The organism is Buchnera aphidicola (Sitobion avenae) (genome assembly GCF_005082585.1).
In the GTDB taxonomy this organism is placed as follows: Bacteria; Pseudomonadota; Gammaproteobacteria; order Enterobacterales; family Enterobacteriaceae; genus Buchnera; species Buchnera aphidicola_Z.
This window is the reverse complement of the sequence record NZ_CP034855.1, coordinates 273,826-297,545: the sequence shown is the minus strand read 5'-3', so window position 1 is coordinate 297,545 and position 23,720 is coordinate 273,826. Positions and strand designations below refer to the sequence as shown.

The window sequence follows — 23,720 nt, the reverse complement described above, 5'->3', positions numbered from 1 at the left end:
TTCAATGGATGGATATTTTCTATAATTTCATCAAATGTCTAGTTTTTTTAATATACTGCTTATTAATTGCTAATATTACTTTTCGAGTTTTGATTAAACACCGCAATATACCCTCTTCTATGTCTTGGCTTTTAACAATTTATATTATCCCCTTTATTGGAATTTATTTTTGGTTTTTTTTTGGAGAATTATATTTAGGGAAAAGGCATAAAAAAATTGCGAATAGAATATGGTCTATTTCTAATAAATGGCTTAACGAATTAAAGTCTTGTACATATATTTTTCAAATCAAAAACAGTGAAGTAGCCACTTCTATATTTCAATTATGCAAACATAGACAAGGAATGTCTGGAATAAAAAGCAATAAACTTAAACTTCTCACTAATACTAAAATAATTATGCAAATTTTAATACGTGATATTTATTTAGCACGTAAAAATATTGAAATGGTATTTTATATTTGGAAACCAGGAGGGATAGCAGATGATGTGGCAATAGCGCTTATTGATTCTGCAAAACGAGGTATAAATTGTAGATTAATGCTTGATTCAGCAGGAAGTATTGAGTTTTTTCAGAGTCCTTGGGTTACAATAATGAGAAACGCTGGGATTCAAGTAGTAGAAGCTCTAAAAGTCAGTTTATTACGAATTTTTTTAAGACGTATTGACGTTAGACAACATAGAAAAATTATATTAATTGATAATTACATTACATATTCTGGTAGTATGAATCTTGTAGATCCTTATTTATTTAAAAATTCTTCTGGAATCAGTCAATGGATTGATTTAATGACAAGAATAGAAGGACCTATAGCTACAACAATGGGGATAATTTATTCCTGTGATTGGGAAATTGAAACAGGTTTAAAAATTTTACCGCAACTACCTAATAAAACGATTTTAAAAAATACATCTAATAAACATTCTAGTATTCAGGTTATTGCATCTGGACCAGGATTCCCTGAAAATATGATTCATCAAGCATTATTAACAGCTATTTATTCAGCTAAACATGAGTTGATTATGACTACTCCTTATTTGGTTCCTAGCGAAGATTTGCTTCAAGCTATTTGTACTGCTGCTCAAAGAGGAGTTGAAGTTAGTATTATTATACCTTTATGTCATGATTCTATTTTAGTAAAATGGGCTAGTAGAGTTTTTTTTAGTGAACTATTAGAAGCTGGTGTAAAAATTTATCAATTTAAAAAAGGATTATTACATAGTAAAAGCATATTAGTAGATCAACAATTAAGTTTGATTGGTACTGTAAATTTAGATATGAGAAGTCTTTGGTTGAATTTTGAAATTACTTTAGTAATTGATGATAGTGATTTTGGACATAATTTATTGTGTATACAAAAAAAATATATTTCTGATTCTCAGCTAATAGATAAAAAAATTTGGTCAATGCGTCCATATTGGAAAAAAATTCTTGAAAAAATATTTTATTTTTTAAGTCCTTTGTTATAAAAAAGAAAAATTTTCAAAAAATAATTTTTTTAGTAAATATATATATTTATATTTCATGAAATCATTGTATTGTACCTATAATAAAACTATGTTATATACTTATACAATATTTTTGTATTTTTAATAAATTAGTTCTTTTTTTTGTGTTAACTTTATTAAATTTTGATATTACATATTAATTTTAAGCGAAATGTTTTTATATTGAATTAATATTATGAAAATATGATGAATCAAGCTCTAAAAATTCTAAATAGAATTCGCATACTTCGTGTACATTTACAAAAATATTTTTTAGAAATTTTAAAAAGGAATATTAGAGAAATTCAAAATCGTTATTATTAACAGGAAAAAAGAATAAAAAATTTAGGAATAAAAAAAAAAGATAAAAAAATTTAAAAATATATAGAAATATTAATTTCGGTTTGTATAAGTTTTAATGAACTAATAAAAAAATTATGGCTTAGAAAGATTTAAAATACATACACGAAGAAAAAAACTAAAAAATATAAATATATCAGTTAATAATATAAAGATTTAAAAATAACGCTATTTTAAATCATAAAAAAATATTGAAAACTTTTTTAAAAATAATTATATACAGGGGTTTATCAAAAAAAACCCCTATCATTTAAAAAAAAATGCATTTTTTAAAAAATACACACTAATTTATGATCGAATAATTAATTATTTTTATTCAGATAATAAGTGGCCCATTTTTTCAGATTTAGTTTTTAAATAATAAGCATTCTTAGGATTTTTTTCTACAATAAGAGGAACTCGTTCAATAATATTTATTCCAGCATTACTAAGCATCTGAACTTTAAAAGGATTATTTGTTAACAAACGAATTTTATTAATATTTAATATATTAAATATATCAGCGCATAGTGAAAAATCTCTTTCATCAGCAGAAAAACCAAGTTTTTGATTAGCTTGAACAGTATCCAATCCTTTATCTTGCAAAGCATATGCTCTAATTTTATTAAGAAGACCAATGTTTCTACCCTCTTGCCGGTGATAAATTAATACACCACTTCCCTCCTGAGAAATTCTTTTCATAGACATTTTTAGTTGACTTCCACAATCACAACGTAAACTAAAAAAAGCATCTCCTGTTAAACATTCTGAATGTACTCTAGAAAGAGTAGGAGTATTTTTTTTTATGTCACCATATACAAGAGCAACATGATTTTTCCCATTTTTCTTTTCTTTAAAACCAAATATAAAAAAATTACCCCAAGGAGTGGGTAAAACAGCTTTTTCTATTAATTGCATAAATTCTCCTGATTTAGGATTAAATAAATATTTTTTAATATTTTTATTGTTTTGTGTTAATTTATTCCATAGATTTTATGATTAAATCTAATTTTTTAATTGGATTTTTTGACATTGTAATAGAACGTCCTATTACTATATAATCTATTTTATATTCTTTTGCTTCTTTAGGAGTAATAATATTATTTTGATCATGTGGCAAATCTTTAGAAATTCTAATACCCGGAGTAATAATTTTATATTGATTTCCCAGTAAAAATTTAATTTTTTTTGCTTCTTTTCCTGGACATACAATACCATCTAAACCACAATCTTTAGATAATTGTGATAACTTTAAAATATATTCTGTTAATGAAATTTGAATTCCAATGTCTTTTAATTCTTCTTCTTTTAAACTAGTTAATGCTGTAACAGCTATTAATAAAGGAGCATTTTTTTTAAAAGATTTTAATGCTTTTTTTGCAGAAATTAGCATTTTTTTTCCACCAGAAGCATGAACACTTAACATCCATACTCCCAAATCTGCCGCTGCTTTTGTAGCATTAAATACAGTATTCGGGATATCATGAAATTTTAAATCAAGAAAAATGTTAAATCCCAACTGATGTAATTCTTTTATAAATTTAAAGCCTAAAATTGTAAACATTTCCTTACCAATTTTTAAATAATAGATAGATGGATTCAGAACATTTACTAATTTCATAGCTGTTTTTTTATCATAAAAATCTAATGCAATAATGATTTTTGGTATTTTAAATAAATTAGGATTTAACACTATACAACCTCTAGTATATATACTATACATCAATAAAAAAATATTATTGGTTTTATATTTTTGATATAAAACGTACTAAATTACATGTATATGAAAAATAATTTTTAAACATTATCAATATTATTGTTTCTTAATAGGCAAATGTGATTGAAAACTAGCGTGATATGATGAACGAACAAAAGGACCACAAAAAGCATTAGTAAAACCGATAGATAAAGCTTCTTTTTTTATATTTTCAAATTCTGTAATTGGTATATAACGTTTTACTGGGAGATGGTGAATACTGGGTTGAAGATATTGACCTACAGTTAATAAAGTTACACCTCTGGAATAAAGATCTTTCATTACTTGAACAATTTCTTTATCTTTTTCACCTAAACCTAACATAAAACCTGATTTAGTGGGTATATTACAATATTTTTTTTTAAATGATTCTAATAATAATAAGGACTTTTCATAATTTGCCCCAGGACGAATTTTTTTATACATTCGAGGAACATTTTCTATATTATGATTAAAAACATCAGGTAATGCATTATTAAAAACATTTAAAATTAATTTTATTCTTCCTCGAAAATCAGGAACTAATATTTCAATTTTCGCCATATTTTTATTGCGGATCGCTTGAATACAATTTACAAAATGTTGAGCACCACCATCATATAAATCATCACGTACAACTGATGTAATTACTACATAATTAATTCCCATATCGAAAATAGTATTAGATAATTTTTGAGGTTCCTCTATGTCTATCGGATTAGGTGTTCCGTGAGATACAGCACAAAAAGGACAGTTTCGTGTACATATAGGTCCAAGAATCATAAACGTCGCAGTACCATTATTAAAACATTCTGATAAATTTGGACATTGAGCTTCTTCACAAACGGAATATAAATTATTTTTACGTAAAGCATTTTTTATTTGATGTATACGAGATGTATTAATAGGTATCTTAATTTTTATCCAATCAGGTTTTTTTAATTTTTTTATAAAATCAATATTTTGTTTAACATTAACAATATTTATTTTTTTTAATATCTTATTTTTTAATAAGACATCTTTATTATTCTTCATCAAATTTATGATCTCGATTACAAGCGCTGAAATACATACTACATGTCAACTTAAAAATAATTATTTAAGTAAAAGTTTAAATATATGATTTATTAAAATTTTTTAATTAATTTTTAATTTAGTCTTCTTTTATCATAATAACTTTTAAAAATTTAGATACTTTTTTAACTAAAACAACTTGTAAATCTTGTAATGAAACATTTAAATTAAAATCTTTTATTTGTGTCATTTTTATTTTTTTGTCTCCACAAGGATAAATGTAGTCAAATGGTTTTAAATTCATATCAACATTGATTGCTAAACCATGAAGAGTTGAACCTTTTTTTATTCTTAAACCTAAAGAACATATCTTTTTTCCATTTATATATACACCTGGTGTTTTTATTTTACTGTATGCTTTAAGAGAGAAATTATTTAAAGTTTCTATTACTATGTTTTGCATTATATCTATGAATTGGCGAATACTAATCTTTCGACGTTTAAGATTTATTAAAAAATATAATACTTGTTGTCCAGGTCCATGATATGTAATTTGACCACCTCTATCAGTTTTTACTATTGGAATACCATGTAAAAAAATTATATTTTTATTTTCTTGTAACTTTCCTTGAGTAAAAATAGGGTAATGTTCTACAAACCAAATTTCATCAAATGTATAAAAATTACGTGCTATTGTAAAATTATTCATTTTATTGAGGGTTGTTAACCAATGTTCTATTCCTAGATCACGAAAAAAAATTATTTTTTTTTGCAAAAAACTATCCAGTAAAAATAAAGAATAAAGTTAATGTAATAATCCAGGAAAAATAGAACTTATACCAGTGCTAATAAATTCTATTCCCAGAGACATTAGTAATAATCCCATAATACGGGTGATAATATTAATTCCTGTTTTTCCTAAAATTTGAACAACACATGGAGCAGCTTCAAAACACAACCAACACACAAAAGAAAATAAAAAAATGACTACACCACATACAAATAAATTAATCCAACTTGAATAATAACTGCTCCAAACAATAGTAGAACTAATAGCTCCTGGGCCAGCAATTAAAGGCATTGCCAAAGGAACAACACTAATATTATCTAGTTTAGATTCTTCTTTTTTATCTTTTTTAGTTGTGATTTTTTTTATAAATTGACCACTAATCATAGAAAAAGCTATGCTAATAATTAGTATTCCACCAGCAATACGAAAAGAATTAATAGATATGCCAAAAATATTTAAAATATTACTACCAAAAAATAACGATATTAATAAAATTAATGATGCAGAAAAATTAGCTACTAAATTAGTTTTTTTTCTTTCTAAGGGAGACTGATTATTTGTTATAGTTGTAAAGATAGGAATCATTCCAATTGGATTAACTAAAGCACATAAACCTATAAAGAATTTTATATATATAGATAAATCAAAAATTGAAATATTCATATTATACTCCTAATTTGTATTGAATTTTTATAACTTATTTGAAATTTTATTATTATACTTGCATCATCATGGAATGCTTTTTATAAAAAATATACAATATTTTTATTTTTTATAATATTTTTAAAATTCAGGTTTAGCAATAATACTACGAGTATCTAAGCGAATATCTGATAAAGATACTTGAATTAAATCAGATATTTTATAATGCATAATACCATTAATAAAAACTTTTCCTACATCTTGATTAAAATTTAATTCTTCTCTAACAGAATGTATTAAAGGTCCTGGAATAAAAACATGAGCACCATTTTCTACTAACCGAGCTCTTATTCCACTTCTAGAAATATCAGTTATTTCAGCATTAAATTTTTGATTTCGATGTTCTTTTTTCTGTAAAAATATAGTATAAAGCCAATCTGAAACATCTCTTTCAGACATTCGATTACGTCGTTTTTGTTCGCTTATTTTTAATTTAATATCCTCATTAGGTCTAATTGGTTTTTCTTTTTTTATAATTGATTTTAATAAACGATGATTAATCATATCGCTGTATTTGCGAATAGGAGAAGTCCAGGTTGCATATTCTGAAAAACCCAGTGCAAAATGAGGACCAGGTACAGTACTAAAATCTCCAAAAGATTGAAAACGACGGATACGACTATCAATATAATTATTTGATAATGAATTTAATACACGTCTAAGATGACAAAAACCTTTTAAGGTAGTTATTTCTGCAACACTGAAGTTTAAATTATAACTTTTTAAAAAAGCAACTGCATGTTCAGCATTAACAAGATCAAATCCAGTATGTATATTATATACACCAAACCCAAGGTTTCTAGATAAAAAATTAGCAGCAGAGAGATTTGCAATTATCATGGCTTCTTCAATAATTTTATGTGCAATACGTCTTTGTTCAATTATTATATCTATAACATTTCCATATTCAGATAAATGAAATCGATATTCTACGCTATCTTTAAATAATACTGCATTCATTTTACGCCATTTGATACGTAATAAACATAAACGATGTAAAATTAATATTTGTTGTTCAATTGATTTTGTTGGAGGTGTCCATGTTCCAGATTTTTCAATCCAATCTGAAACATGATCATAAGATAATTTTGATTTTGATTTTATCCATGCTAAAAAGAAATAAATAGTATCATAAGCAATACTACCATCTTTTAAAACTGTAATGTTACAAGCTAATACAGGACGATGTTTATTAGGATGTAATGAACATATATCTTCTGATAAATTGCGAGGTAACATAGGAACATTAAAACCGGGTAAATAATTTGTAAATGCTCTTTGAGAAGCTATCAAATCTAACTTGCTACCATTTTTTATATAAGCCGTTGGATCTGCAATAGCGACAATTAAAGAAATCTCACCATTATTTTTTTCAGTAATAAAAAGTGCATCATCAATATCTTTAGTATTTACATTATCTATAGTAATAAAATCTAAATCTGTTAAGTCTTTTCTGTTATTACATTCTTTTAGTACAAGATCATTTTCTTCTGATAATGGCTCTTTTCTATCAAGATTATAACGTGCTAAAGTTACCCACCAAGGGATTAACGGATTATCTTTTTCTATTATTTTTTCTGTTAATTCAGCATAAAAAATATGATCTCCTTTAAGTTTATGTTTTTTTAATTGAGCTATAGCCCAATCTCCACTTTGAAAAATATCAGTGCAATCTTTACTCGGATGGCATATTATAAAATCTTTTAAAAATGGATAATCTGGCATGATCAATAGTCGATTATCTTTTTTTTCTATTTTTCCAACAAACCTATTTAAAAAAGGTTCAATTAATTTTTCAGGTTCGACTATTTCTCTATCTTTTTCTGTTTTTAATAATGCAATTATCTTATCACCATGCATAACTTTTTTCATATTTTTAGGAGGTATAAAATAACTTTTTTGCACATCAACTTCTAAGAATCCAAATCCTCTTTCAGTACTTTTTACTATGCCTTCAACTCGTGGTGTTTTAGCATGTAGATTTTTTTTTAACTGTGTCAGTAATGGATTGTTTTGAAACATAATAATAAAACCTAATTGTCATGGTGCAAAATTAATAATCTTATAAATTTAAAAATTAATTTAAATGTATAATGTATTTATGAAATAACAAAGATAGTTCTTTTGTGATGATTGTCAAATATATGTAAGTTATAATAACTTATTTTAATAATAAAAAATTATATATTTTTATTTAAAAAATTAGCAGTTTTATAAAATATTATTTATTCCACTTATGTTAAAACCATTATCAACATAAATCACTGAACCAGTAATACCTAAAGACAAATCAGATAATAGAAAAGAGGCTACGTTTCCTATATTTTCACTGGTAATAGAATTTTTTAAAAATGAAGATGCATGAGAAAAATTTTTTATTTTATTAAAATTTTTAATTTTGTAAGAAGAAATAGTTTTAATTGGACCAGACGAAATTGCATTAACACGAATGTTTTTTTTTCCTAACGAATAAGCCATATAACGAACATTTGCTTCTAACGATGCTTTTACTAAACCCATAACATTATAATTAGGTATTACTCTTTGTGCACCTAAATAGGATAAAGTTAACAAAGAAGAAAAATTATTTAACATATTTCTGCATTCTTTTACTAATCCTAAAAAACTATAGGAACTAATTTCATGTGCAATATTAAATCCATTTCTTGTAGTACTACTTATAAAATCTTCGTTAAAATGTTCTTTGGGGCAGTAGGCAATAGCATGAACTAAACCATCAAATTTTTTCCAAACTTGTCTTAAATCTATAAATAATTTTTTAATATTGTCATCCTTTGATACATCGCAAGAAAAAATAATAGATGAGTTTAATTCTCGTGTTAAATGTTTTATTTTTTTACTTATTTTTTCATTTTGACATACAAATGCTAATTCTGCTTCCTGACTATATAAAGATTTTGCTATACCAAAAGAAATTGATCTTATGCTTGAAATCCCAATTATTAAAATTTTTTTACCTTTTAAAAATCCCATTTTTACATCTCGAAAAATAGATATGATTGTCAATATAACTTTTAATGTTTTATTAATTGTATTTTAAAAATATATTTTTATATTAAATTGTATATCATAATTACTTTCATTAAGTAACGAGATGCTTGAATTGCTGGATGTTTTTTTTTACGTGTGTGTAAAAAGATTGTGTTGTCATAGTATTTATTATATCTATTGCTTCTTTGCTATTTTTAGAAAATGTTTTAAGAAGTGCGCTAGCTCCATTGACATATGAAACAATAGTAGCATATCTCATCACATCTTTGTTTTTTATCGTCGAAAATTTTTTTTGTAAAAAACTAATATAGGCAGTTCCCATATCAATATTTATTTTTGGATTATATAATTCTTTAATAGAAGGTTGGCCTTTTTTTCCATATAAACGATATACTTCAGCTCCTGCTGAAGAAGGTTTTATTTGCATTAATCCAATTGCATTGGATTTACTTTTAGCACAAGGATTGCCAGAAGATTCTACATAAATAATGGATTTAATTAATTTTTCATCAACTTTATATTTATGTGCAGCCACTTCGACAATATCATTCCAATGATTTAAAGTATTTTGAATACTATTCTTATTTAAAAAATAATTTATTGTTAAATTTTTTTTTATATTGAAAAACTGACTAGATCCAGTTAATAATAAAAAACAAATAATTAAAATTCCTAATTTCACAGGAATATTTCCTTAAATTTTATACATTACTGAGTAATGTTTGAAAAATATAAATAATCTTTATTATATAAAACAAGTATAATAGTACATAATATTAAATTATCATTTATTTTATTTCATTAATAATCGTACTAGCTGCACCAATATAGTTTCTTGGTGTAATATTTTTTAAACGTTTTTTTTCTTTTTCTGGAATTTTTAAACTTGAAATAAATGAATGTATAATATCTTTATTTATTTCTTTCCCCCGAGTTAATTTTTTTAATTTTTCGTATGCATTTTTTATCCCATAACGACGCATGACAGTTTGAATAGGTTCAGATAAAATAGACCAGTTCTGATCTAAATTTTTCAATAATTGAAATTCATTTATTTCTAATTTATCAATCCCTGATAATACAGAATAATATGCAATTACTGAATAAGAAATTGCGACTCCTAAATTACGTAAAACTGTAGAATCACTTAAATCTCGCTGCCATCGAGAAATAGGCAATTTTGTTATCATATGATTCATTAAAGCATTAGCTATTCCTAAATTACCTTCAGAATTTTCAAAATTGATTGGATTGACTTTATGGGGCATTATTGAAGAACCTATTTCGCAATCTATTAACCTTTGTTTAAAATAATTAAGAGAAATGTAACCCCACATATCGCGATTAAAATCAATTAGTATAGTATTAAAGAGCGATATACAACTAAAAAATTCAGCAATATAATCATGCGGTTCAATTTGTGTTGTATATGGATTCCAATTAATGCCTAGTGACATTATAAAATCCTTGCTTATTTTATGCCAATTAATTTGAGGATATGCTGCTAAATGTGCATTATAATTCCCAGTACTCCCGTTCATTTTTCCTAATATTTCTATTTTTGTTAAAATTATGTACTGACGTTGCATTCGATAATAAAAATTAGCAATTTCTTTACCCATCGTTGATGGAGTCGCAGGTTGTCCATGAGTTAAAGATAATAAAGGACTATTTTGATATCTGAATACCATTTTTTTTAAGACATTAATAATCTTAGTCCATAATGGCAAAATTATTTTATCACGAGCATCTTTTATCATTAATGCATATGCGACATTATTAATGTCTTCGGAAGTACATCCAAAATGAACAAATTCTGAAACCAATAAAAAATTTTTAGATTTAGAAATTTTATTTTTTAAAAAATATTCTAAAGCTTTAACATCATGATTAGTTGTTTTTTCTATATTTTTAATAAATATTGCATCTTTTTCATTAAATTCTTTAACAATATTATCAAGAAAAAATGTATCTTTATATTGAATGTTTTTAATTTCTAATATTTGAGACATGCTAATTATTTTTTTTAGCCATTCAATTTCAATATTAAGACGATATTTTAAAAAACTAAATTCACTAAAAATATTTCTTAATAGTACTGTTAAAGCACTATATCGACCATCTATGGGAGAGATAGCTGTTAATGCAGTTAATTCCATAAATTAGGATCCTGTTTTTTATAAAAGAAAATTTACGTTGCATTTTTTAGTGTATATAATATTTTCTTTGCTTTTTTAATAATACAATATCTAAAATATATTAGTTGTAATTGACTACCACCATATTGTCGCCATAAAACTATGCCACGAATACCCGCGAATAACAAACATCTAATTTTTTCTTGTATGTGAAAATCTTGTAAAAATTTTTTTACTCCGTTAATTAAAATGCGAGAACCTAAAGGACTGATAATTTCAAGATATAACTCTGCTAATTTTCTAGTTAAATTTTTTGTATTGTAATTTAAGTTATATTCATTAGATATAATAGATATTTCATTTTTTAAAAAATTAATGGCCTTACGATTTTTTTGTAATTTTCTTTCAATAGTCATCATATTAAAAATATATTTCATTAACTCGATATATGAATAAGAAAAATGAGAAAAAGTTAAAATCGATACTAATTTTTTTAATCCTATGATAAGATTTTTTTCATGATTTCCATATATTGTAATTATAGAGGTAGGATTAATTTCTAAAATACTTTTTAAGCATGTACTAAATGCATAGTTGTCACATTGTCCTGAATGAGCTAATTTCTGAACTAAATCAGCTGATTGAAATATACTTGCAAGTGATAACGTAATTGAGTGTATTTTTTTCATCACAATTATCTCTTTACTGTTTTGAATTATTAAAATTACAACAATGGCAATCTAGATTTAATAATCCCCCCACCTATACATTTTTCTGATAAATAAAAAACTATTGATTGACCAGGTGTGACGGCAATAACAGGTAAATCAAATAATATTTTTATATATTTATCATTGATATATTCTATTTTACATACCATATCTTTTTGACGATATCTTATTTTTGCCCTACAGAAAAAAGGAAAATACACTTCATTATTAATCCAATTGATATCTTTAGCAATTAAACCTATCGACATAAGATGTTTATTATAAGAACCCTGAGCAACAATTAATATGTTTTTTTTAATATTTTTCTCTACGACATACCATGGTATGTTATATTCTCCTTTTATTCCACCAATACCTAATCCTTGTCGTTGACCTAAAGTATAATAAAAAATTCCGTCATGTTTTCCAATCACTTTTCCTGACGTTGTAACTATATCTCCTTTTTTTTCAGAAAGATAACGTCCTAAAAAATTTTTTAAGTTTTTAGGGCCAATGAAACAAATACCAGTGGAATCTTTTTTTGTAGAAATTTTTAAATCTATTTTTTTAGCAAGATCCCTTACTTTACTTTTTTGTAAATATCCAATTGGAAATAAAATTCTTTTAAGTTGCATGCTATTTAAAGTATATAAAAAATAACTTTGATCTTTATTTATATCGATTCCTTTCAAAAGAAAAAACTTTCCATTAATTTTTTTTATACGAGCATAATGACCTGTAGCAATATAATCTGCTTTAAGTTCTTGAATAGAATAATTTAAAAACATGTTAAATTTAATTTCTTTATTACATAAAACATCGGGATTTGGTGTATTTCCTTTTTTATGTTCAATTAAAAAATTTTTAAAAACATATTCCCAATATTCCACAGAAAAGTTTATCTTGTGAAGATGTATATTCAATTTTTTACACACATTTTCGGCATCTAACAAATCTGCAGTAGAATTACAATATCCTTTTTTATCATCTTCTTCCCAATTTTTCATAAACAAACCTTCTACCTGATATCTTTTTTTTTTTAAAATCCATGCCGAAACAGACGAATCTACACCTCCAGACATTGCAACGATTACTTTTTTATTTCTTTTTCTAGTCATATTAAATAGTATTGATTTATATTTTTCATTGATAAATTTTTTAATATTGCATTATATATTATATATTAATTATATTCTTTATTTTTTAAAATTGTTTTTTAAAAAACGTTTTATTAAAAAATTTATAAAAATAATAAAAAATATTTTTTGCTGCATGTTAAAATATATAAAAAATAAAAATGGTATAAGAATATGAAAAATATAAGAAATTTTTCTATTATAGCTCATATTGATCATGGAAAATCAACTTTATCTGATCGATTAATACAAATATGTGGCGGGTTATCTGAAAGAGAAATGTCTAATCAAGTATTAGATTCAATGGATTTAGAAAAAGAACGAGGGATCACTATTAAAGCCCAAAGTGTTATGATTAATTATACAAACAAATTAGGCAATATTTTTAATTTGAACTTTATAGATACTCCAGGTCATGTAGATTTTTCATATGAAGTATCTCGATCATTAGCAGCATGTGAAGGAGCGTTATTAGTAGTAGATTCTACTCAGGGAGTTGAAGCTCAAACCTTGGCTAATTGTTATACTGCATTAGAGATGAATTTAGAAATCGTTCCGGTATTAAATAAAATAGATCTACCCAATTCAAATGCAGATAAGGTGGCAAAAGAAATTGAAGACATTATAGGGATATCTGCATTAGATGCAATTAGGTGTTCATCTAAAACTGGAGAGGGTATTGAAAAACTTATAGAACGTATTATTAATGATATTCCTTATCCTAAGGGTTCAATAGATGCTCCTCTTCAAGCTTTAATTATCGATTCATGGTTTGACAATTATCTAGGAGTAGTATCTTTAATAAGGATTAAAAATGGGATATTATTTGAAAAAGATAAAATTCAAGTAATGAGTACAGGAAAAAATTATTTTGTTGAACAATTAGGAATTTTTACACCTAAAAAAGTAAATAAAAATCAATTAAAATGTGGTGAGGTAGGATGGATTATTTGTGGGATAAAAAATATTATAGCAGCTCCTGTAGGTGACACACTAACAACAGCTAAAAATCCAGCAAAAAAGACGCTAGTAGGATTTAAAAAAATTAAACCTCAGATATATGCTGGTTTATTTCCTCTCTCATCTAACCAATATGAAACATTTAGAGATGCGTTAGGGAAACTTAGTTTAAATGATTCTTCTTTATTCTATGAACCAGAAAATTCTACAGCCCTTGGTTTTGGATTTAGATGTGGATTTTTAGGTTTATTACATATGGAAATTATTCAAGCTCGTTTAGAAAGAGAATATTCTATTGACTTAATTTCAACTTCACCTACAGTTATTTATCAAATAGAGTTGGTTAATGGAAAAATAGTTTATTTAGACACTCCTTCTAATTTTCCAAACATGAATGATATTAAAAAAATTAAAGAACCTATAGTAGAATGCAATATTTTATTACCTCCTCAGTATCTTGGAGCAGTCATAAAGTTATGTATAAAAAAAAGAGGCATTCAAATCAATATGATTTATCATACACATCAGGTATTATTAAAATATAATATACCAATGAATGAAGTAGTATTAAACTTTTTTGATGAGTTGAAGTCTGTTTCTAGCGGATATGCTTCATTAGAATATGATTTTAAATGTTTTAAGTCGGCAAAAATGGTAAGAATAGATATATTAATTAATTCCGAAAAAGTAGATGCATTAACAATGCTATCTTATTATAAAAATGCACATCATCGTTCTCGTGAAATAGTTGATAAAATGAAAACATTAATACCTCGACATCAATTTGATATTTGTATTCAAGCTACAATTAACAATTCTATTGTTGCACGTTCTACTATCAAACAATTAAGAAAAAATGTATTAGCAAAATGCTATGGCGGTGATATTAGCAGAAAGAAAAAGTTATTAAAAAAACAAAAAGATGGAAAAAAAAGAATGAAAAAAATAGGTAATATTAATGTACCTAAGACAGTATTTTTGACGATTTTAAATACTAGTAAAAATTAATATAAGGAAATGACAATGGCTAATAAATTAACTATTTTTTTATTAATTAGCACATTAGTAACAGGAGTGTTTTGGATTTTTTATTGTATTAATAACATTAAAAATTATTTAATTAATAAAAAAATAATTAAAAAAAAACCTTTATGTCAAAATAATATAGTTAACGTAAAAAGTAAAATATATTTTTTTGAATCTATAGCATCATTTTTTCCTATTTTTTTAATAATATTTATTATACGTTCATTTATTTATGAACCTTTTCAAATTCCTTCAGGTTCTATGATGCCTACTCTTCTAGTAGGTGATTTTATTTTAGTAGAAAAATTTTCATATGGTATTAAAGAACCCATTACACATAAAACATTAATACACACAAAATATCCTGAACGTGGTGATATTGTAGTGTTTAAACATCCTAATGATCATAATATAGATTATATTAAACGTGTAATAGGATTACCCGGAGATAAAATAAAATATGATATTAATAATAAACACATAGATATCTGTGTAAATTATGTTAATGAAAAAAAATGCCAGAAAAAATTTTTTATTAATTATTCAAAAGCTAAATCAAGTAATTTTATTCAAAAGATATATTTTTCGAATAAGAAAAATCCAAAAAAAGAAAAAAAGACATATAATTCATTATATTTTAATATTTTAGAAGAAAATATTAATAATTTTAAACATAATATATTACTATTGAATAATATAAAAAATCCAAAAAAAGATTATTTTCGACAAAAAAATATGCCTGCATTAACTTGGATTGTGCCTAAAGGTAAATATTTTATGATGGGGGATAATCGTGATAATAGTTTAGATAGTCGTTATTGGGGTTTTGTGCCCGAGAAAAACTTAGTGGGAAAAGCCATTAAAATATGGATGAGCTTTGATAAAAATGAAAATGAATGGCCTACTGGTATACGTATAAATAGAATTGGAAATATATATTAGAAAAAATTAATACAAAAAAAATATAATTAGTATTATATATTTATATTAACGTAAACCTTCAATTTTATCAAATTTTCTATTTTTCCTATTATATATACGATCAATGAAAATATTTTTGAAATTGGTATAACATGAATCATATCGTAACAAAAAAAATACAAAAAGTACTAGGATATACTTTTACTCATAAAGATCTTTTAAAACAAGCATTAACGCATCGTAGTGCAAGCAGCAAACATAATGAACGATTAGAATTTTTAGGTGATTCCATTTTAAGTTTTGTAATTGCCAATGCTTTATATCAACATTTTCCATATATTGATGAAGGCGATATGAGTCGTATGAGAGCAACGTTAGTAAGAGGTAATACATTAGCAGAAATTGCATATGAATTTGATTTAGGAGATTACTTGAAATTAGGACAGGGAGAACTTAAAAGTGGAGGTTTTCGTCGTGAATCTATTTTAGCTAATGCAGTAGAAGCTCTAATTGGAAGTATTTATTTAGATAGTAATATTAAAACAGTAGAGGAATTAATATTAAAATGGTATGAAAAACGTTTAGAAAAAATTAGCCCTGGAGATACACAAAAAGATCCTAAAACACGATTACAAGAATATTTACAGTCAAAACATTTATCTTTACCGTCATACTTTATAGTTGAAGTATATGGTGAAGCTCATAATCAGTTATTTACTATTCATTGTAAAATTAGTATTATTTCAGAATATTTAATTGGTACTGGTTCTAGTCGAAGAAAAGCTGAACAAGATGCTGCACAGAAGGCATTGATTCAATTAGGTGTAGAGTGAAAATAAAACAAAAACATTGTGGATATATAACCATTATTGGAAAAGCAAATGTTGGTAAATCAACATTTCTTAATAAAATAATCGGAAAAAAAATTTCCATTGTATCAAGAAAAAAAAATACAACACAAAATAACATTACAGGTATTAAAACACAAAATAATTATCAATTTATTTATGTAGATACACCCGGGATAATTTTAAATAAAAGAAATAAGAAAATTAAGTATCAAAAACATACTTTTCATCAAATAAGAAAATCTTCAACATTAATAATTTTTATTATTGATCGAACATTTTGGACAGAAGATGATGAAATGATTTCAAATGAAATAAAAAAATATAAAATACCTGTTATTATTATAATTAATAAAATTGATAAAATAACTAACAAAATTATTTTGTTACCTTTTATTGATTTTCTTAAAAAAAAAGTTGATAATTTGGAAATTATTCCTATTTCTGCAAAAAAAATAAAAAATGTAACTTTAGTAAATAACACAATTGCATCTTATTTGCCCCAGAAACCTCATATATATCCTGAATTTTATATTACAACAAATTCTCAATTTTTCACGATGTCTGAAATTATTCGAGAACAATTAATATTTTTTTTGGGTGATGAATTACCTTCTATAATAAAAGTAGAAATTGATGATTTTCAAAAAAAAGAAAATAAAGAACTTTATATACGAGCTATAATTTGGGTAGAAAACATCCGACAAAAAAGTATTATAATTGGTCATAATGGAGAAAAAATAAAAAAAATTAGTATGAATTCAAGAAATAATATAGAAAAAGAGTTTCACATTAAAACTCATCTTCTCTTGTGGATTAAATATAAAAAATTTAAAAAAGTAATATAAAAATAACTAATTTTTTAAAATTAGTTAAGAATTAAAAGATTTAACTAATTTTAAAAAACCATCTTATTAAATCAAAAATGTTTTATAAAAAGGTATATTTTAAAATGTCAATTATAGGTGTAGGAATAGATTTTATAGAAATATTACGCATTAAAAATATTATTTCTCATTATGGCAAGCGTTTTCCTAAAAAAATCTTATCTGCAGAAGAATGGAAAAAATATATTCTCATGGAATCTAATATAAATTTCCTTGCAAAAAAATTTACTGCTAAAGAAGCAGCGTCTAAAGCATTAGGGACAGGCATAAATGATGGAATAACATTTAATCAATTAGAATTTTATAATAATAAGTCAGGACAACCAAAATTACGTTTTTTAAAAAACGCTTTAAAGAAATCTAAGGAGATAAAATGTAAATCTATACATGTAAGTATATCTGATCAAAAATTGTATGCTTATGCTTTAGTAATTTTAGAAAGTTAGTTTAAGTTTATTTGAAATATTATAGTTTTTGCTTTCTTTTTTTTTTAAAAAAATTTATTAAAATATTAGAACATTCATGTTTCATAACATTTTCTTTAATATTTAGTTTATAATCTTTTTGTGAATTGAAAAAAATATCTTTTAAAGAATATTTATTGTTTGATCCTTCACAATTCGCACCAAATACTAAGCGTTTAATACGACTGTGTATAATTGCCCCACAACACATAATACAAGGCTGCAAAGTTACATATAATGTGGCATTTAACAATCGATAATTTTTTATTTTTTTTCCAGCGTGACGTAATGCTATAATTTCAGCATGTGCAGTGGGATCGTTTTTAACAATAGAACTATTCCAGCCTCTTCCAATTATACGTTCTTCTAGAACTATTACTGCCCCTATAGGAATTTCACCTTTTTCTTCAGCATGACATGCATATTGCAAAGCAATTTTCATCCAATTATTATCTTTTTGATTTTTCATGAAATATTTAATATTTTTCTTTAGTTTTTTTTAGTATTTTTAATTTTTCTTTTTCCCATTCTCGATTCTTTAAATTTATTCTTTTATCTTGTAAACTTTTACCTTTTGCTAATCCAAATTCTAATTTACACCAAGATTTTTTCCAAAATAAAGATAATGAAATTATTGTGTATCCTATATTCTTTTTCTTTAGAAATAAGAAATCAATTTCATTTTTATTCAATAATAATTTTCTTTTTCTTGTTGGATTACAAGTAATATGATTTGAAGACATATATAAAGGTTGAATTAAAGAATTACAAAGATACATTTCATTACAATAATTCATAATATAACTTTCTGAAATATTAACTTTTCCTGATCTAATAGATTTAACTTCCCAACCTTCTAAAATTAATCCCGATTGAAAAACTTTTTCTATAAAATAATTATGATATGCTTTTTTATTAATAACAATTTTAGATATTTTTTCACTCGATTTTCTTTTTAACAACACAATTAAATTTCTTCCAAAAGTTAAAATACATTAAAATAAAAATTTATAATACAAATATCAATATTGTTAAAGTAACGATTTTTTTATATTTCTCCTAAAATTCAATATATTTGTAAAGTTAATATGAAAAAAAAAGATCAACTATAAAAAATGTAGTCTTAATATAAAATTTATTAAATGTGATAAGGAATATTTCGTTCTATTAAAAACAGTTTTAGAATATATACTAATGTAGTACATTTAAAATCAAAAATAAAAGATGGAGATAGAATCGAAATTTATAGAAATATAACAATAGATCCCAAGGCATAGAGAAGAAAAAATTTTTTCATCAAAAAAAATAAAAAATGTTTTAGATTTAATAATAATTGCCAATTGTTATAAAATTATTAAACCTAAATTATATTTTATTTTTATTTTTTTTTCTTTGAAACTATGACCATAGCAGGACGTAACAAACGAGATTCATGAAGAACATAGCCAGGCTGCATAACTGTAACTATTTGATTAGATTTTATTTCATCAGTATAATGAACTGACATAGCCTGATGAATAGATGGATTAAATGGTATATTTATATCATCTATTTTTTTAATATTAAACATTATAAACGATTCTTTAAGCAAGTTAGAAATAAATTTTAACTTATTTAAAATTTCTATATAATTTTCTTTTGATTCAGTTGTTTCAATTAAATTTAATGCACGTTCGATATTATCAAAAATAGGAAGAAATTCTATAATCAATTTTTCTAAAGAAAATTTTATCGATTTTTCAATTTCTTTATTTAGTCTGTTATAAACTGAAATTATCTCTTTTTCCGTTGAAGTTTCTTTTTCTATTATTTTCTCTTGAGATTCTTTTAATTGTATTTCTAAAAAATTAGTTAAATTTTTGTTTATTAAATTATTATTTTCATGTTCTTCATTATTTATTTTTTGATCTTGATTATTGTCTATTATTTTTTCCACTTTTTTTTCTTCTGTGTTTATCATAAAAACATCCTTTTTCAGTATGTATTTATTTTAAAAATTTTTTTTTTATATATTTTAAATCATTTTTTTAAAAATTTTTTAGAAAAAACATTATTTTTTGTATAACTAAGATTTTATGTGATTTTGTAGTTTTTTAACAAGAGGAGGAACATAAGAAATTGACATATCCCAGGGTTGTTCAATCCATACATTTTGAGGTATATCTATAATATAGTCATCGACTAATAAACGACCCATTGGTTTTGCAAAAATAGTTACAAAAAATGCCTTGGGATATAAATTTCGAATAATTCTTGCAGTACCACCAGTGTCTACTAGATCATCTATTACAATAATTTGTTCTCCATCACCTTTCGCTTTTTTAATAATTTTTCTATTTTTTTTTAAACAATCATAATTGTAACTTTCAATACATATAGTATCGACACATCGAATACCTAACTCTCGCGCTAATAAAGCTGATGGTACCAGACCACCTCGACTTACTGCAATGATCCCATTCCATGAATGTATATTTCTAAGTATTCGATCAGCTAATTTTCTAGTGTGAATTTGGAGCATATCCCAGGTAACAATGTATTTCTCACTCATAAAAAGAAATTCCGAAACTATAAAATAGTATTTATTAAAAAGTGGAAATAACTCGAAATTATTATAGGAATGTAATGTACTAAAAATAAATTTTTGTATAATTCATTAGTTTTTTTGCATTTCTTTTTCAATAATTAATATTAATATATGAATAATTTTAATATGTATTTCTTGTATTCGATCTGAATATCCAAAATAAGGAACACAAATTTCTACATCAGATAATGCTTTAATTTTACCCGCATTATTTCCTGTTAAAACAATGATCTTCATTTTTTTTTTCTTTGCTTCTTTTATAGCTTTAATTATGTTTAAAGAATTTCCCGAAGTAGAAATCGCTAATAAGATATCACCTGAACATCCAATGCATTCAATAAAGCGTGAAAATACTTGATCATATCCAAAATCATTACCTACTGCAGAAATATAACTACTATCAGAAATAGATATTGCGGGATATCCAGATCTTTTTTTTCTATAAACACTAGTTAATTCTTCTGCAAAATGCAATGCGTCACAATGTGATCCTCCATTGCCACATGATATTACTTTGTTACCGTTTTTGAATGATTGAGCAATTAGAATAGCTGATTTTTGAATGTTTTGTATTTGATGATCATCTTGTAAAAAATTTTTTAACGTTTTTAATGCAGTATTAAACTCAGAAAAAATTATTTTTTTATACATAATTTTATTGTTTTATTAATTTAATATTTTATTTAAAATAAGAAATTTAAATTATTTTTTTCGGTGCGGACGGGATTCGAACCCGCGACCCCCGGCGTGACAGGCCGGTATTCTAACCAACTGAACTACCACACCTTGTTAGTATTTTTATATTGTACATATTTTAAAAAAATCAGTCAATAATCTTTTGTATATTTATTCAAAATATTAATACCATAAACATATGTTATGATCTTTCATATATTTTAAATATTTTTCATGCTGATCTATTTCTTTTTGCGTAGGAGATAATATTTTTAAAGAAATTTTTTTTTCTTTAATATTTTTTTTTAAAGGTTGAATTGTTTTTTTGTTATTAATGGTATTATAGGCAAACAAAGACTCTTGACCACCAGTCATTAAGAGATATAATTTACCTAAAAGATAAGCATCTACTGTTGCACTGTGTAGATTTCTATGGGATTTTTTTATTTTATAACGCGTACATAAGGCATCTAATGTATTTTTTTTTCCTGGAAATAATGTTCTAGCTATTTTCAATGTATCAACAACAGAACATAATGTATTAATTGGTTTTATGTTTTTATTAAGCATTTCCAATTCTTGATTAATGAATCCTAAATCAAACGAAGCATTATGAATAACTAACTGAGAATTTTGAATATAATTTAAAAATTGATCAGCAATATCTTTAAAAAAAGGTTTATCTAATAGAAAATCATTAGTAATGCCATGAATTTTTAATGCTCCGGGATCTATTATCCTATCAGGTTGAATATAAACATGAAAATTATTTCCTGTAAAACGACGTCCAATTATTTCAACAGCTCCAATTTCTATAATTCTATGATTTATATGAGGAAGAGCATTTTGATTTATACCTGTTGTTTCGGTGTCTAGTATAATTATTCTTTTTTTATTATTCATGATATTATTTTAAATAGTTTAAATATAATTAAAATGACTCTGGAATAACTATCATTATGTTAAAAATAGTTGAAATATTTACAGATGGTTCTTGTTTAGGAAATCCTGGAGCAGGAGGATACAGTACAATATTACGTTATAAAAAATATGAAAAAATATTAACTTCAGGATTTTACCTAACCACTAATAACCGAATGGAATTAATGGCTGTAATATCAGGATTAGAACATCTTAATCAACCATGTTTTATTGAGATTACAACAGATAGCTTATATGTCAAAAAAGGAATTATTGATTGGATGCCCATGTGGAAAAAAAAAACTGGAAAACTACTAAAAAAAAACCTGTAAAAAATATAGATTTATGGTTCCGTGTGAATTCTGCTTTAAAAAATCACTTTGTAACTTGGTTTTGGATCAAGGGACACATGGGTCATGTGGAAAACGAAAGATGTGACATAATAGCTCGTCAATCTGCTAAAAATCCTTCGATGAAAGATGATTATTATGAAAATACTCAATTATAAGTTATTATTCTTATAAATTAAATACAGAGTAACAAGGAAAAATATGATTTTAAAAAAAATACCTATTTTATCTGATAATTATGTCTGGATTCTTTGTAATATTCATGGTTTCTGTATAATTATAGATCCTGGATCATCTAAACCTGTAATAAAAGAAATAAAGAAAAAAAAATGGATTCCCATTGCTATCTTGTTAACTCATAATCATATTGATCATGTGGGGGGAGTAAAAAAAATAGTAAAACATTTTCCTAAAATCACTGTTTTTGGGCCCGATGAAACAAAACAAAATGTCAATAAAATTGTGACTGATGGTGATAAAATTGTTATTTTAGATAAAATATTTTATGTTTTTTTTACACCGGGTCATACTTCAGGACATATTTCTTACTACAGTAGCCCTTATCTTTTTTGTGGAGATACTCTTTTTTCAGCAGGGTGCGGGCGAGTTTATCAAAAAAAATACTTAGAGATGTATTGTTCTTTAAAAATTATTTCTTCTTTTCCAAATAATACTTTATTATGTTGTTCTCATGAATACACTTTATCAAATTTGAAATTTTCTATGTTTTACTTCCCTAATGATGACTTTATTAAGTTGTATTTTAAATATATAAAAAAAAAAATTGACTTTCAGAAGTCTAGTTTACCTTCTTATATTTTTTTTGAAAAAAAAATTAATGTATTTTTAAGAACAGACGAAAATTTTATTAAAGAATCAATCGGGTTGAGTAGGCATACTTCTTTTGAAGTATTTTTGGATTTGAGATTAAAAAAAGATTTTTGGAGCTAAGCGGGATTGAACCGCTGACCTCCTGCGTGCAAGGCAGGCGCTCTCCCAGCTGAGCTATAGCCCCAGA

At 24.8% G+C, this 23,720-nt stretch carries 24 protein-coding genes, 2 tRNA genes and 2 pseudogenes; 9 read left to right on the top strand and 19 right to left on the bottom strand.

All coding sequences use genetic code 11. From position 1 onward, the window contains the following. The first annotated feature begins 8 nt into the window (after positions 1-8). A complete protein-coding gene (gene cls / locus D9V77_RS01365; protein ID WP_158338342.1) occupies positions 9-1,469 on the top strand; it encodes a cardiolipin synthase in 1,461 nt (486 codons plus the stop codon). A gap of 690 nt (positions 1,470-2,159) precedes the next feature. On the opposite strand, the gene ribA is transcribed toward cls, so the two are convergent. From ribA to mnmA, 11 genes are all read right to left on the bottom strand, one after another. Next, positions 2,160-2,744 (bottom strand): GTP cyclohydrolase II, encoded by a 585-nt coding sequence (gene ribA, locus D9V77_RS01360; protein ID WP_158338340.1) that lies wholly within the window; start codon positions 2,742-2,744, stop codon positions 2,160-2,162. 61 nt (positions 2,745-2,805) lie between these two features. Beyond that, positions 2,806-3,519, bottom strand: coding sequence for an orotidine-5'-phosphate decarboxylase (gene pyrF, locus D9V77_RS01355; protein ID WP_158338338.1), 714 nt, complete (start codon positions 3,517-3,519; stop codon positions 2,806-2,808). A gap of 120 nt (positions 3,520-3,639) precedes the next feature. Next, entirely contained in the window at positions 3,640-4,596 is a 957-nt protein-coding gene (gene lipA, locus D9V77_RS01350; protein WP_158338336.1) for a lipoyl synthase, read from the bottom strand. 118 nt (positions 4,597-4,714) lie between these two features. Beyond that, positions 4,715-5,350: a lipoyl(octanoyl) transferase LipB gene (gene lipB, locus D9V77_RS01345; protein ID WP_158338334.1), complete on the bottom strand. Its 636-nt coding sequence runs from the start codon at positions 5,348-5,350 to the stop codon at positions 4,715-4,717. A gap of 30 nt (positions 5,351-5,380) precedes the next feature. After that, positions 5,381-6,028: a YchE family NAAT transporter gene (locus tag D9V77_RS01340; protein WP_158338332.1), complete on the bottom strand. Its 648-nt coding sequence runs from the start codon at positions 6,026-6,028 to the stop codon at positions 5,381-5,383. 120 nt (positions 6,029-6,148) lie between these two features. Further along, on the bottom strand, positions 6,149-8,089 hold the full coding sequence (rnb, locus tag D9V77_RS01335) for an exoribonuclease II (RefSeq protein ID WP_158338330.1): 1,941 nt from the start codon (positions 8,087-8,089) through the stop codon (positions 6,149-6,151). Between the two features lie 189 nt (positions 8,090-8,278). Next, entirely contained in the window at positions 8,279-9,061 is a 783-nt protein-coding gene (locus tag D9V77_RS01330) for an enoyl-ACP reductase (protein ID WP_158338328.1), read from the bottom strand. A 109-nt stretch (positions 9,062-9,170) separates the two neighbouring features. Then, positions 9,171-9,761, bottom strand: a complete 591-nt coding sequence (locus D9V77_RS01325; RefSeq protein ID WP_158338326.1) for a transglycosylase SLT domain-containing protein — start codon at positions 9,759-9,761, stop codon at positions 9,171-9,173. A 106-nt stretch (positions 9,762-9,867) separates the two neighbouring features. Further along, a complete protein-coding gene (gene purB, locus D9V77_RS01320) occupies positions 9,868-11,238 on the bottom strand; it encodes an adenylosuccinate lyase (RefSeq protein ID WP_158338324.1) in 1,371 nt (456 codons plus the stop codon). A gap of 32 nt (positions 11,239-11,270) precedes the next feature. Then, positions 11,271-11,906, bottom strand: a complete 636-nt coding sequence (gene hflD, locus D9V77_RS01315) for a high frequency lysogenization protein HflD (protein ID WP_158338322.1) — start codon at positions 11,904-11,906, stop codon at positions 11,271-11,273. A gap of 35 nt (positions 11,907-11,941) precedes the next feature. Next, positions 11,942-13,045 (bottom strand): tRNA 2-thiouridine(34) synthase MnmA, encoded by a 1,104-nt coding sequence (gene mnmA, locus D9V77_RS01310; RefSeq protein WP_158338320.1) that lies wholly within the window; start codon positions 13,043-13,045, stop codon positions 11,942-11,944. A 192-nt stretch (positions 13,046-13,237) separates the two neighbouring features. Between mnmA and lepA the strand changes: the two genes are divergently transcribed. The 5 genes from lepA to acpS all read left to right on the top strand — a co-directional run bounded on the left by lepA (position 13,238) and on the right by acpS (position 18,151). Continuing rightward, positions 13,238-15,031: a translation elongation factor 4 gene (lepA, locus tag D9V77_RS01305; protein WP_158338318.1), complete on the top strand. Its 1,794-nt coding sequence runs from the start codon at positions 13,238-13,240 to the stop codon at positions 15,029-15,031. A 15-nt stretch (positions 15,032-15,046) separates the two neighbouring features. After that, the gene (lepB, locus tag D9V77_RS01300) at positions 15,047-15,991 is read left to right on the top strand and encodes a signal peptidase I (protein WP_158338316.1); all 945 of its coding nucleotides are present in this window, start codon (positions 15,047-15,049) and stop codon (positions 15,989-15,991) included. A 131-nt stretch (positions 15,992-16,122) separates the two neighbouring features. Then, complete coding sequence (gene rnc, locus D9V77_RS01295) at positions 16,123-16,803, top strand: ribonuclease III (RefSeq protein ID WP_158338314.1); 681 nt, start codon at positions 16,123-16,125, stop codon at positions 16,801-16,803. Next, entirely contained in the window at positions 16,800-17,666 is an 867-nt protein-coding gene (gene era / locus D9V77_RS01290; RefSeq protein ID WP_158338312.1) for a GTPase Era, read from the top strand. The genes rnc and era overlap by 4 nt, the downstream gene beginning before the upstream one ends. Before the next feature lie 104 nt (positions 17,667-17,770). Next, positions 17,771-18,151 carry a holo-ACP synthase gene (gene acpS, locus D9V77_RS01285; RefSeq protein ID WP_158338310.1) on the top strand — a complete coding sequence of 127 codons (381 nt, stop codon included), beginning with the start codon at positions 17,771-17,773 and terminating at the stop codon, positions 18,149-18,151. A 19-nt stretch (positions 18,152-18,170) separates the two neighbouring features. On the opposite strand, the gene tadA is transcribed toward acpS, so the two are convergent. Further along, positions 18,171-18,638 (bottom strand): tRNA adenosine(34) deaminase TadA, encoded by a 468-nt coding sequence (gene tadA, locus D9V77_RS01280; protein WP_158338308.1) that lies wholly within the window; start codon positions 18,636-18,638, stop codon positions 18,171-18,173. A 7-nt stretch (positions 18,639-18,645) separates the two neighbouring features. Further along, on the bottom strand, positions 18,646-19,134 hold the full coding sequence (gene smpB, locus D9V77_RS01275; RefSeq protein ID WP_158338306.1) for an SsrA-binding protein SmpB: 489 nt from the start codon (positions 19,132-19,134) through the stop codon (positions 18,646-18,648). Positions 19,135-19,190: 56 nt separating this feature from the next. On the opposite strand from smpB, the pseudogene D9V77_RS01270 reads away from it, so the two are divergent. Then, a pseudogene (locus D9V77_RS01270) lies at positions 19,191-19,489 on the top strand (RnfH family protein); the annotation flags it as partial. A 58-nt stretch (positions 19,490-19,547) separates the two neighbouring features. On the opposite strand, the gene D9V77_RS01265 reads toward D9V77_RS01270, so the two are convergent. From D9V77_RS01265 to dnaQ, 5 genes are all read right to left on the bottom strand, one after another. Next, complete coding sequence (locus tag D9V77_RS01265) at positions 19,548-20,129, bottom strand: nucleotide exchange factor GrpE (RefSeq protein ID WP_158338304.1); 582 nt, start codon at positions 20,127-20,129, stop codon at positions 19,548-19,550. 105 nt (positions 20,130-20,234) lie between these two features. Continuing rightward, positions 20,235-20,720 carry a xanthine phosphoribosyltransferase gene (gene gpt / locus D9V77_RS01260; protein ID WP_158338302.1) on the bottom strand — a complete coding sequence of 162 codons (486 nt, stop codon included), beginning with the start codon at positions 20,718-20,720 and terminating at the stop codon, positions 20,235-20,237. A 105-nt stretch (positions 20,721-20,825) separates the two neighbouring features. Then, positions 20,826-21,407 carry a D-sedoheptulose 7-phosphate isomerase gene (gene lpcA / locus D9V77_RS01255; RefSeq protein WP_158338300.1) on the bottom strand — a complete coding sequence of 194 codons (582 nt, stop codon included), beginning with the start codon at positions 21,405-21,407 and terminating at the stop codon, positions 20,826-20,828. Positions 21,408-21,468: 61 nt separating this feature from the next. Then, positions 21,469-21,542, bottom strand: a tRNA-Asp gene (locus tag D9V77_RS01250). Positions 21,543-21,614: 72 nt separating this feature from the next. Beyond that, positions 21,615-22,334: a DNA polymerase III subunit epsilon gene (dnaQ, locus tag D9V77_RS01245; protein WP_158338298.1), complete on the bottom strand. Its 720-nt coding sequence runs from the start codon at positions 22,332-22,334 to the stop codon at positions 21,615-21,617. A 56-nt stretch (positions 22,335-22,390) separates the two neighbouring features. On the opposite strand from dnaQ, the pseudogene rnhA reads away from it, so the two are divergent. After that, positions 22,391-22,860: pseudogene (gene rnhA, locus D9V77_RS03110) on the top strand (ribonuclease HI). Between the two features lie 43 nt (positions 22,861-22,903). After that, a complete protein-coding gene (gloB, locus tag D9V77_RS01230) occupies positions 22,904-23,653 on the top strand; it encodes a hydroxyacylglutathione hydrolase (protein ID WP_158338289.1) in 750 nt (249 codons plus the stop codon). On the opposite strand, the gene D9V77_RS01225 is transcribed toward gloB, so the two are convergent. Continuing rightward, positions 23,645-23,717, bottom strand: a tRNA-Ala gene (locus D9V77_RS01225). The genes gloB and D9V77_RS01225 overlap by 9 nt on opposite strands. Positions 23,718-23,720 lie beyond the last annotated feature (3 nt).